The sequence below is a fragment of the Paenibacillus sp. SSG-1 genome (assembly GCF_002224835.1).
GTDB classification, from domain to species: domain Bacteria; phylum Bacillota; class Bacilli; order Paenibacillales; family Paenibacillaceae; genus Paenibacillus_AQ; species Paenibacillus_AQ favisporus.
This window is the reverse complement of the sequence record NZ_MBRK01000001.1, coordinates 2,165,362-2,176,876: the sequence shown is the minus strand read 5'-3', so window position 1 is coordinate 2,176,876 and position 11,515 is coordinate 2,165,362. Positions and strand designations below refer to the sequence as shown.

Genomic DNA, 11,515 nt, shown 5'->3' with positions numbered 1-11,515 from the left:
GAAATAAGTCAATTTGTGTTAAAAGTTAGTGATTAATCAATAACAAACACTTAAACAATTCTAGAGTTAGCCGTCTGTGATGCCTGGACCGGTGCTGCGCTGTTAGCCTGCTGCAGTGCCTTGACCGTCGCGGTGATGCCTTCCTCGAACGGTGTTGCGATAATTGGCCCGATCCACTTTTCGTATTTGGCTCCGCTCAGCGTCAGCGGTTCCTCGGTCAGGTATAGCATCTCGACGACCTCTTTCATCACGGGCACGCCTAATCCGAGCAGAGATAACCCTATTTTTTTCAGCGGAATGACCGGTTTGCTGCTTCCACAGGCCCCTCTCGCGATCCGGACGATCTCCCGTCCCGATATCAGCCCGCCTCCTGGAATGTTCCAGTTCTGACCGTAAGCTTCGTCATGACCCGCCACTTCGGCAATCATGGCTGCGGCGTCAGGCAAATAGACATATTCGCGGGGAACGGTCATATTGCCGATGAAAAAGGCCATTTTGCCCGCCGCAATCGCTTCGAGCGTTGAACCCAGATAGGAAGCTTCATTGGCAGTCGGCCCGTAATAGTCCGGCAGACGGACGATCATAACCCTTGCTTTTTTCCAGCGCTTGCCAAGCAGCATGCGTTCAAAGTCCAAACGAACCTTCCCTTTCTTCGTATGCGGCTGTTTCGGATGTTCTTCGGTGACCGGGTTGGACTGCCTTCTTCCATAAGGATAGATCCCATCAATCGCAACCACTTTGATAGCGAGCTGTTCCGCCGCCTCCATTACGGATTCACCAAGCGGGATCAGCTTGCTGGCCATCTCATGGTACGGTACGTTCGCACAATGAAACATGACGTCTGCATTCCCAGCTTGCGCGATGATCTCCGCAGGCCGCATGGCATCTCCCATGGCTAGCTTCAAATGCACCGGGTTTCCCAATCTGCCGGCGAGCTGCTCCAGCTTTTGGCGTGATCTTCCGAACGCAATCGTAGGGATTCCCCGTTTTACCAATTCCTCTGTAATGGCTGCACCCGTTCCACCTGTGGCTCCAACGACCATCGCTTTGTTTATCGTCATATGAAATCGTCCTCTCTGTTTTGTTTTGTGATTGATCAATCACTAACTTGGATTCATCATAACACTCAGTTAGTGATTGGTCAATAACTAATCATGAAAAAAATTCATTTCGATAAGGAGACCTCTCTCGCGTCCCCTTATCTTTCCTTTAATTCGGGCAGACTGATCGCATCCGCTACGTTGCACAGCATCCCTCTGGCCAAAAAGAGCATCGTTCTTTCTTCGGGATGTGGAATCCCTGCCTCGCGAAATGCCTGCAGTACGATTTGACGAACCTCCCGGAATCCGTTTCTCATCGCTTCCTGGATCGCTTCTTCCTGAATCGTTTGGGACTGCATCTGCAGCAGAATCTCGTTCCGGTGGTTCTCCATGATCTTCTCGTATTCCGTAATCAGCTCCGCTTCAAGCCGATCCGGCGACGCCGACTTCACGACTTGCTGAAACGACTCGATCATCCGGGACCAGGAAACTTCCAGAGCCGCAAGCAGCAGCGCTTCCTTCGTTGAGAAAAAACGAAAGACATAAGGCTGCGAAATGTGGGCCCGCTGTGCAACCTGTGCCGTGGTGGCCCGGTAATAGCCGGTTTCGGCAAAAACCTCGATGGCGGCCGATATAATATCTGTTCTTCGGTTGACCGAAGTAGACGCATCTCTTGCCATGGCGCATAACTCCTTTTCATAACGCAGATTAGTAAGTAATTGATCACTATCTAAGAAGTATAGGGGATAATGAAGCGGAATGCAATTCTCTTCCCCAAGCTGAGCGGTGATAAACCAAAGAGACGGACCGCCGCTGCGGTTCGCCTCGTATTACGATGATATTTAAAATCTTTGTCCTATGACTACTCTGTCCAGTCTTCTACCGCTTCAAAGACGTCGTACTTACCACACCGTATCTCGCTAGCAGTCTGCGTCCGAGCAGTCCAACTGCCCGATCCGTCAGGAAGCCCATGAGCCCTAAGCAAATCAGACCTACGAAAATCCAATCCGTCCGGAAAAACAGGCGGGAGTTCCAGATCAGATACCCGACTCCCTCATTGGAGGCGATCATTTCGGCTCCGATGATGGCCATAAAGGATGTGCCCATGGCCAGCCGGATGCCGGTAAAGATGTACGGAACCGTTGCCGGGATGATGACATGAACGACAATCTGCCATTCGGAGGCTCCCATGCTGCGGGCCGAACGAATTTTATCCTCCTCGACGGAGAGAACGCCGGTGAACGTATTCAGAATGACGATAAAAAATGTGGCGTACATGATCAGCATCACTTTAGACGTCTCGCCGATGCCGAACCAGACCAGGAACAGCGTGATGAATGCGATCGGTGGAATAAACCGGATAAAGTTCAAAAACGGCTCGGCGAAGGTACGGATGAATCCGACCTTACCGATGATAATCCCGATAGGCACCGCCACCAAACTGCCGAGCGTCCATCCGAGAAGGACACGATAGGCGCTGATGCCGATATACTGCAGAAGTGTGCCGTCCATCAGCAGCTCGTATCCGCCTTTCGCCGTGTAAATCGGCCCCGGCAGAATCTCCGGCCCGTATACGAGCGAGACCAGCTGCCAGATGACGATCAAAGCAATCCAGAACAGCACTTGAAGCGGTCCTTTCTTTATTTTCTTGCTCATGGTGATTCCTCCGATCGGATTCTATTCGTCAAAATGGGCCTGAATGCGGTTGTACAGGTCATGGAATTCCGGCGCGGCCAAATCTCTCGGGTACGCCAGCGGCACCTCGTAAATATCGGTAATCCGTGAAGAGGGTCCGGCGGACATAATACCGATCCTACCGCCAAGTAGGAGCGCTTCCTGTATGTCGTGGGTGACGAAGATCACCGTCTTGTCGGTTTCCTGCCAGATCTTTACCAGTTCGCGCTGCATCGTTCGTCGGGTCATCGCATCCAGCGCGCCGAACGGCTCATCCATCAGCAGAATGCCGGGATCGTTGGACAGCACCCGCGCCAATTGCACCCGCTGCTTCATCCCGCCAGAGAGCTCACGGGGAAATTTATTCTCATGCCCTTTGAGCCCAACCATGCCGATAAAACGATCGGAGATTTCCTTGCGCCGGGCGGCGGGAATGCGCTTCATCCGCAGGCCGAACTCCACGTTCTCTCTGACGGTCAGCCAAGGGAAGAGCGAGGAATCGGCCTGCTGGAAGACGACAGCCCGATCCTGTCCAGGCCGATCCACCTCTTTCTCGCCCACCCGCAAATGCCCCGAGGTTTTCGACACGAACCCGGCGATCAGGCTGAGCAGCGTCGACTTGCCGCAGCCGCTAGGGCCGAGGAGAACGAAAAATTCTCCTCCCTTCACGACCAGGTCGACATCCTGGATAATATAATGCAGATCGCCTGCCGTCTGCTGTTGACTATAGCTTTTATTCAAGCGCTCAATATAAATCTCGTTTGGTCTGGTTACTGCCCCCATCATCCCAGCCTCCTTATTTCAACTCAATCACGCGGTCCGGGAACGCTTTGCGCACCAGGTCCAAATTCAGCTTGTCGTTCAGGTTAAAATCCTTTTCAATAATGCCGGTATCCACCATATATTTTTTCTGGCCGGCCAGCCCGTCGTAAGCCTGCTGGGTGAAGCCGATCTTCCACGGATTTTTCGGAAGATCCTTAAGCGTGGCCTCTTTCGGCTGCTTCACTTCGTCATACATAATGTCAGCCGTTTCGTCAGGATGTGCCTGGACGTAGTCGGATGTTTCGTCAAGCGCTTTCAGCAGTTCGACCAGTTCGTCCGGGTGATCCTGGATCAGTTTGGTGCCGGCGATCAGACCTGTGCCGAGCCGGACCGGCGTCTGGGACATATCCGACAGCTCATGCGCTTCGGTCAGCGCGGCGAACTTGTCGTTCAGCACCGAGCCGTACACCCAGGCCGCGTCGATCTCGCCCTTTTTCAGCGCCACATACGTTTCGTCAAATCCTCCCTGCCCGACCAGCGTGACGTCTTTCAAGGCTATGCCGTTTTGCTGCAAATAAACGTCCCACAAATAAGGAATGAACGTTCCGCGCGAGTAGCTCAGTTTCTTGCCCTTCAGGTCGGCGGGGCCGGCAATCTCTTTACGGGCGAACATCTTCCATTCGCTTGCGCTCAGGTCCGTTGCCGTTCCGGAGGAAGCGAAGATCGCATAGTCGCCTTTGCTGACGGCATTTAACAGCGGGAAGTCTGCGCCAAAGGCAATATCCACCTGCTTGATAAACAGGGCGTTGACCCCTTCGGCCGGCGTGGCGAAGTTGACCAGCTCCGCATCAATGCCGTGTTTTTCGAAAAATCCTTTTTTCGCGGCGACCCGGAAAATCGGGTTGGTGGAAATATCAGCGATTTTCACCTTAAGCTGGTGCCCGCTGTCTTTTCCCGAGGCGGTTCCGCATGCAGTGAGCAGCACAGAAACCAGCAGGACGGCTGCGGTCATTACGCTGATGCGTCGAAACACATGCCTACTCATCTTGATCCCGTTCCTTCCTGACGACTTCGTCCGTAGTCGCTACGCAGAAGGCTCCATCGCCATAGGATACGGTACCCTCCACTTCGACTGCGGTCACGGCTCCACGCGGTGCCGCGCCCGGCAGCCGGTAATCGGCTACATCAAGCGGAGCGATTTCCGTCTCCACCGGCTTCTCCAGCTGCGGAATCCATTCATACGGTACGCGGTAAGCTCGGTATACCATATTCGCGTTTCTAGAGTTTTTATAAGGAGAGATATATTCCCACACCAGTTCATGCTCCCGCGTGACTTCGAAAATTCTTCCGTCCGCTCCTTCGGTAATCAGCGTATTACCGTTAGGCAGCCGCTGCGCCGAGCTGATATAAGGGCTATAAAAGCGGTAAGAGTCCAATGGCGCCTGAAATCCGGCTTCGGTCGGCGTGTACTGCCATTCGATCTCCAGCGTTATCGGATGAATCTCCAGAATTCGGGAATGGTCGCGGCGCGCCACCTTCACGCCATCCGGCGATTCGGGGTTCGGACTGCCATAGCCGCCCCAGCCTCCGTTATCGAATACCAGAATATTGCCCTCTCCCGGCAGTCCCTTCGGAATCAGATGCGCATGGTGCTGACCGATAATCCAGCCGATATGTTTGGTGTCTTCACCGGAATAGTCCGGGCCGAGCTTCCATACGATGTTCCCGGTCCGTTTATCGATGATCGCGATAATGTTGGATTCCCGCGCGTCCCATATCAGATTGTCCGGATGAAAGCGCTCGTCGCCTGCATCATAGTGCTTATTCGGACCCAGCACCGATACAGAGTTGATATGCATCCAGTCTCCGGAATGGGTGCCGAACGCCCGGGTATTCGGGTCCCGGTACAGCGCCTCCTTCGCCGCTTCGTCAAATCCAAGCTCTTCAAAGTGATCGCTGACGGCCCATTCCCAGACGACATTGCCCTCCCAATCCACTTCGATGATCGTGTCGTCCAGCAGCTCGACGTCCGAAATTTCGGGACGGCTGACGTTTTTATGCGCGAGAATGATCGTATTGCCTGAACCGACTTTCGGATCGGCTCCAGGCACATAATATCCGACCGGATTGCCTTCCCGCTGGTAATCATGATGCTGGCGTGCCATCCACTGCGCGGGATGACCCGGATCCTCGATCCATTCGTACCTGTCGAATTTCCAGACGACATTGCCGTCCCAATCGACCTGTACCAGATTGGCTTCGTCCTGAAAACCATATTTGGGATCCCGCTCGGCAGTGCTGCCCAGCACATAGCCTCCAGGGAATATTTTGTTCGGGAAACCGCGCAGCCCCTTCCACAAATGCACCTCTCTGCCGTTCATGTCGATCAGCAGTGCCCCGGTATCAGCTGCCTGGTAGATGGTATAACCGCTCCATGCCTTTCCTGGTTGGTAAACGGTCGTTCCTGTCGGATAAATGGTTGGATGTCCCATATGATCTGTCTCCCTTCCCTGCTCACAATGATTTTAATATGAAATAAATCGGTTCGGTCTTTGCGCTGCCTTCCGGTGGCCGGGAGGCGGCTCCTCGGCGTTCTCCAGCGGATGCGCCTGCTTCAGCACGGCGTCGGCAAAGCCTTCCAAATGCTCGTAGAGTCTTTTGAAATTCACGATTTGTTCCTCTAGTTCCTTGGCAGCAAAGCCTCCAAAGATGCGTTCAATCATGTATGTACCTGCGTCCCGGTTGCGTTCAAGCATGTCCCTGCCCTTATCCGTAATGTCCAGGACAACCGATCTGCGGTCGGTCTCCAGGCGCTTTCGCTGCGCGAAGCCGAGCGACTCCAGCTTGTCGCAAACAGCGGTCACAGCGCCTGTGGTGAAGTCCAGCCGTTCGGCCAGATCCCCGAGTTTCTGCTCGCCTTCATGCAGAATCGCGTTCAGCACGAGCATCCCGGGAAGGGACACGCCTTCAATCGATACTTTGTCACGTTCCTTAACGAATCTCCGAACCAGCCTGCGAAAATGCCAATCGGCTTCCTCCATCAGAAGCCACTGCTTCTCTTCCATATCTCTCCTTTCACCGTTCATCAACCACCACCATTGCTCTCCCCATGGAGTAGCGGTCATCCGCATCAACGTGCCTGTTGATATACAAAAAGGCCCCCGAATGCCATTGCCGCAAGAAGCGGTATGGATTACAGGAGCCTTTGGTGGACCAATCGGCTGATATTTAGTTTAATGTTAAAATAATGACCACTCATTAAATGAATATTAATCGATTTCCTTGACGTAAGATTAAACCAATTATTCTCACCTGTCAAGTAGGATTTAAAATCAATTTTTGTTTTTCATCAATAAACAAATACACCCTGCTCACAAGAGCAGGGTTGTTCTGTCATGGCCGGTATGCCACATGCTATTTCGTGTTTCCATGCATCGTAATAAATTGTCCGATCCGGGCGGCCGCTTCACGCAGACGCGCTTCCTCCTGAACAAGGGCGATCCGCACATAACCCTCCCCTTCCGAACCAAAACCGTCCCCGGGGATCACGGCCACCCCTGTGGCGATCAGCAGCTCCCGGGCAAACTGCCGGGAACTCCAAGGCTCAGCGCCTTCCAGGAAAGCTGCCGGCAGCTTCGCCCAGGCAAACATCGTCGCCTTCGGCTTGGGTACGACCCAGCCCTCCCGCGCGAGCGCATCGATGAGTGCGTCCCGGCGGCGTTCGTACAAACCGGCCACCCCGGCAGTGGACTGAGAGGGGTCCATCGCCTGCTCCAGCGCGGCGATCGCCGCCGTCTGGATCGGTCTGAAGACGCCGTAATCGATGTTGTTCTTCAGCTCCAGCAGTGAAGCGAGAACATCGCGGTTCCCGGCCAGAAAGCCGATCCGGCAGCCCGCCATATTAAAGCTCTTGGAGAACGAATGGAACTCGACGGCCGTTTCGATTGCACCTGGAGTTTCCAGAATGCTTGGCGGCCGGTAACCGTCAAAGCCCATTTCCGAATAGGCCAGGTCATGAACGATCAGCACGTTCCATTTTCGAGCCAAAGCGACAAGCCGTTCAAAGTATGGCCGGTCCGCCGTTGCCGCAATCGGATTACCTGGGAAGTTCAATAGGATAAATACCGCCTGCTCCCAAATTTCGTCCGGGATGCTCTCCAAATCAGGCAGGAAATCGAGCTCCTCCCGAAGCGGCATTTCATAAGGCTTCACGCCTGCAATGGCCAGCGAACCGGCATAAATCGGATATCCCGGATTCGGGACGATTGCCAGGTCGCCGGGATTGCAGATCGCCTGGGCCAAATGCGCCAGCCCGTCCTGCGAACCCATGAGGGACAGCACTTCCGCCTTCGGATCCAGGCGCACATCGAAGCGATGTTCCATCCATGCAGCACATTTCTCCCGGAACGCATCGCTTCCCGCCGAGCCGGGATACGTATAGTTTTTTTCGTCAAGCACAGCTTCGCTTAGGACCCGGCGCACCGCCTCCGTAGGTCCGAGATCCGGGCTGCCGATGCTTAGGTCGATCAGGTCACGACCGGCCATTTCGGCTTCTTTCTTCCAAGCGGCCACCTCCGCAAAAATAGAGGAACCTAAACGCGACAGCTTATCGGCGCGCCAGGGTCTGGTTGCATGATTCGTCAAATCCGTCCACCTGCTTTTTCCTTTCATTATAGCATGCTTTTAAGCGAGGCTCCTTCAGCCTATCGCACCATTCGACAATTTTTTTATTGACTTGAAAAGCCTTTCATCCTGTAAGATCAAAGAAAAAAACAGACATCCAGGAGAAGAGAGAACCATGACAACTAAAAAAGAAACCATTCTGATCTTTGCCTTCACCTTTGCGGCGTTCGTACTGGGGACGACCGAATACGTTATCGTCGGTCTGCTGAAGGATATCAGCGTCAGTTTGGGCGTATCCCTGGCGGCCGCCGGCATCCTCGTATCCAGCTTCGCTATCGCTTATGCGGTCGGCACGCCGTTTGCCGTCAGCCTCTTGGGACGCATCCCCCGGCATGTGACCATTTTGTCGGGCTATGCGGCCCTGCTGGTGCTGAACGCCCTGACGATTTTCGCCAGCAATTTTGCCCTGATGTTTGTGATCCGGGTTATCACAGCCATTTTGTGCGGGTTGACCTTGTCACTGTCCATTGCCGCGGCAAGCGAACACATCCAGGCATCCCGCCGAGCCGGCGCCGTCGCATGGATCATCGGCGGCTTCTCGATCGCCAACGTCCTGGGCGTGCCGGTCGGCACCTATATCGGCCAGCTGCTCGGATGGCGGGCGGCATTCATCGTCACCTCCGCGGTGGGCATCCTTCCGCTGTTCATCATCGCTTCGGTTCTGCCGAAAAGCGATACCGTCAGCGTCAGCTCCATGAAACAGCAGTTCGCCTTGTTCGCAAACCGCCGCATCCGGATGGCTTTCTTGATTCCGGTGCTCGGCGTGGGCTCGGTCTTTATCGTCTATACTTATATCACACCGATTCTTGAGAACGTGCTCGGCATTCCAAAGCAGTGGACAAGCGCTGTGCTGCTCGGTTATGGCGGCCTGACGATCCTGAGCAATTGGATCGGGGCCAAGGTAGCCGAAGGGGATTCGAGATCCAAGCTCAAAATTGTATTTATCGTTCAGAGCCTGATGATGCTGGCCCTTGCCCTGACCCTGAGCTTCACCTGGGCAGCTGTTCTCTGCCTGATGCTCATTGCCTTGTTCTCCTACGCCCTGAGCGCCGCCGTTCAGCTGTATCTAATCGATCTCGCCGACGCATCGGCCGGCGGGTCCAAGGACTTCGCTTCGACCCTGATGCCGGTGGCCTCCAACCTTGGCATCGCCTGTGGCTCCCTGCTTGGCAGCCTGGTCGTCGACAGTATCGGTTTGGCTTATTTACCGTGGGCGGCACTGGCTTTTTCGATCGGAGCTTTTGCCGTAACGGCCCGCTGCCATCAGCTGGATCAAGAGCATTTGAGCATCGGATCTGCCGCCCGGATTCACACCATGTAGCCAACTTAAAAACGCCGCAGCCGGTCGTCCGGCTACGGCGTTTTTTGTGCGTCCAGATCCAGCTTCTCCTCAGTTCCGGTTCCGGCCAGCGGAGAATAGACGCAGCAGTGCAGGTCTTCATTGCCATTAATATGGGCAAACGTGTTGATTTCAAAGGATAACGGCCCAAGGTCCGGATGGTTCAGCACAAATGGCTGCACCTGCTTCTCCCGAACATCGTGTGAATCCCAGAGCGCCGCAAATTCCGCGCTTTCTTCGGACAACTTCTGGGCAAACGCCTCGTACCACGGGTCCCCCTTTGATTGACCATGGTAGGCGCGGAGGATGGCGGCGCTGTATGCGGCAAACTCCTCCCAGTTCAGGACGCGTTCTTGTAAATACCGATTCATAAAGATGGACCAGACCATGTTGCGGCCCATGACCGGATCTTCAAGAAAGTCATACAACAGCCGGGGAGCCTGGCGGTTCCAAGCCATAATTTCGGTCCGGCGGTTGACAAAGATGGCGGGATAGTGCAGCTGATCAATGATTTTCTGCAGTCCCGGCTCCAGCGGCGCTACTGCAGCCGGCTCGGACCAGTCCGGAAGATCGCCAAATCCCGCCAGCCGCATGACATGCAGCTTCTCGTCAGGAGACAGGAGCAGCGCCTTGGCGATGTTCTCCATGACTTCCCTGGAAGCAGCCACGTCTCTCCCCTGCTCCAACCAGGTGTACCAGGTAGTGCTGACATTAGCGATTTCCGCCACCTCTTCACGGCGAAGTCCGGGAGTTCTTCTCCTGCCGTATCCCCCGCTAATTCCGACGTCCGCCGGCTGAAGCTTTTCCCTGCGCGATTTCAAAAATTCCCCGAGCAGATTCCGGGTTTGAATCATATTAGCAGCACCTCCAAGTTGTACAACGTTCCATAAACTCCGCGATTCAAATAATACCATCCCTCCCGCCGTAAAAGAAAGCCTCCGCTCCGCGTTCAAGCGGGCAAGAGGCTCATATAAAAAGCTGGGGCTCATCCCATCTGCAGCACCAGTTTGCCCGTCGTTTGGCCGCTTTCGAGCAGACGATGCGCCTCGGAGGCGCCCTCCATCGGGTAAATGCCGTGCACCTCCGATCGGACCTCTATGCTGGCGAGCAGCTGCAGCGCTTCCCTGGCCGCCTGCCCCACGCCAACCGGATCATACATGGCATACGCCCCCAGGTTAAAGCCGGCGATGCTCTGGTTGCCGAGCCAAATCTCGTTGCTCTGATGCGCCAGCTCGCCGCCGCTGGCGTTGCCCAGAGCGACGATTTGCCCCAGCGGTCTCAGGAGCTCCAGGCTGCGTGCCCGCGTCTCGCCGCCAACCGGGTCAAATACGGCGTCGACCCCCTGTACTCCCGCGATCTCCTTCACTTCGTTCACAAAATCGGAGCGCAGCAGCAGTTCGTCGTATCCGAGTGATGCGGCCAGCTTGATTTTATCCGGCGAACCCACCGTCCCCAACACCTTCCCAGCGCCAAACCGCTTGGCGATTTGCCCCAGAAAGCTGCCGAGTCCGCCTGCGGCGGCGTGAACCAGCACCGTGTCCCCCTGCCTCATCCGGTTCACCTGCTTGACCGCGAAATAGGCAGTCGTCAAGTTGACGATGGAGGCTGCCGCCTCGGCCATATCGAGGTCTCCTCCAAGCGAATCGAGCGGAACCGTAAGCTGCGGCGTCACTCTGGCCTGTGTAGCGTATCCGCCAAGCTCAAGCAGCTTCATGGAAGCGACCGGCTGGCCGATCCGGAACCCTTCAACGCCGTCCCCGATTGAGCGGACGTATCCGGACACCTCAAGCCCCGGAATCACCGGAAACGGAAACAGCTCCGTAAACCCGCCTTTGCGGATCAAAATATCCACGAGCCCTACGCCTGCATACGCCACGTCCACAATCATTTCCCCGTATCTTGGCGCAAGATCCGGCATTTCCCTGACCTTAAGCACTTCAGTTCCGCCTGCTCTTTCAATGACGATGGATTTCATATAAAGAACCTCCCTGGTAGATGGTTTATGCCGTTATCTTAC

11 protein-coding genes are annotated in these 11,515 nt (G+C 55.0%); 1 reads left to right on the top strand and 10 read right to left on the bottom strand.

Features of this window, described 5'->3' with window-relative positions; translation table 11 throughout:
- Positions 1-50: 50 nt before the first annotated feature.
- The 8 genes from BCV73_RS10195 to BCV73_RS10160 all read right to left on the bottom strand — a co-directional run bounded on the left by BCV73_RS10195 (position 51) and on the right by BCV73_RS10160 (position 8,147).
- Positions 51-1,061 carry an NAD-dependent epimerase/dehydratase family protein gene (locus tag BCV73_RS10195; protein ID WP_089547000.1) on the bottom strand — a complete coding sequence of 337 codons (1,011 nt, stop codon included), beginning with the start codon at positions 1,059-1,061 and terminating at the stop codon, positions 51-53.
- A gap of 137 nt (positions 1,062-1,198) precedes the next feature.
- Positions 1,199-1,720, bottom strand: a complete 522-nt coding sequence (locus BCV73_RS10190; RefSeq protein WP_076166735.1) for a TetR/AcrR family transcriptional regulator — start codon at positions 1,718-1,720, stop codon at positions 1,199-1,201.
- Positions 1,721-1,919: 199 nt separating this feature from the next.
- Complete coding sequence (locus tag BCV73_RS10185) at positions 1,920-2,696, bottom strand: ABC transporter permease (protein ID WP_076166739.1); 777 nt, start codon at positions 2,694-2,696, stop codon at positions 1,920-1,922.
- A 21-nt stretch (positions 2,697-2,717) separates the two neighbouring features.
- Complete coding sequence (locus BCV73_RS10180) at positions 2,718-3,497, bottom strand: ABC transporter ATP-binding protein (RefSeq protein WP_076166742.1); 780 nt, start codon at positions 3,495-3,497, stop codon at positions 2,718-2,720.
- 13 nt (positions 3,498-3,510) lie between these two features.
- Positions 3,511-4,521: an ABC transporter substrate-binding protein gene (locus BCV73_RS10175; RefSeq protein ID WP_089546999.1), complete on the bottom strand. Its 1,011-nt coding sequence runs from the start codon at positions 4,519-4,521 to the stop codon at positions 3,511-3,513.
- Positions 4,514-5,968, bottom strand: a complete 1,455-nt coding sequence (locus BCV73_RS10170) for an aryl-sulfate sulfotransferase (protein WP_089546998.1) — start codon at positions 5,966-5,968, stop codon at positions 4,514-4,516. Before BCV73_RS10170 ends, BCV73_RS10175 begins: the two co-directional genes overlap by 8 nt.
- Before the next feature lie 33 nt (positions 5,969-6,001).
- Positions 6,002-6,541, bottom strand: a complete 540-nt coding sequence (locus tag BCV73_RS10165; protein WP_089546997.1) for a MarR family winged helix-turn-helix transcriptional regulator — start codon at positions 6,539-6,541, stop codon at positions 6,002-6,004.
- A 349-nt stretch (positions 6,542-6,890) separates the two neighbouring features.
- Positions 6,891-8,147, bottom strand: coding sequence for an aminotransferase class I/II-fold pyridoxal phosphate-dependent enzyme (locus BCV73_RS10160; protein WP_089546996.1), 1,257 nt, complete (start codon positions 8,145-8,147; stop codon positions 6,891-6,893).
- A gap of 127 nt (positions 8,148-8,274) precedes the next feature.
- Here BCV73_RS10160 and BCV73_RS10155 point away from each other — a divergent pair, with 127 nt between their 5' ends.
- On the top strand, positions 8,275-9,480 hold the full coding sequence (locus tag BCV73_RS10155; protein ID WP_089546995.1) for an MFS transporter: 1,206 nt from the start codon (positions 8,275-8,277) through the stop codon (positions 9,478-9,480).
- Between the two features lie 32 nt (positions 9,481-9,512).
- Here BCV73_RS10155 and BCV73_RS10150 read toward each other — a convergent pair whose 3' ends face one another.
- Positions 9,513-10,352: a helix-turn-helix transcriptional regulator gene (locus BCV73_RS10150; RefSeq protein ID WP_089546994.1), complete on the bottom strand. Its 840-nt coding sequence runs from the start codon at positions 10,350-10,352 to the stop codon at positions 9,513-9,515.
- A gap of 131 nt (positions 10,353-10,483) precedes the next feature.
- Positions 10,484-11,473 (bottom strand): quinone oxidoreductase family protein, encoded by a 990-nt coding sequence (locus BCV73_RS10145; RefSeq protein WP_089546993.1) that lies wholly within the window; start codon positions 11,471-11,473, stop codon positions 10,484-10,486.
- Positions 11,474-11,515: the final 42 nt, after the last annotated feature.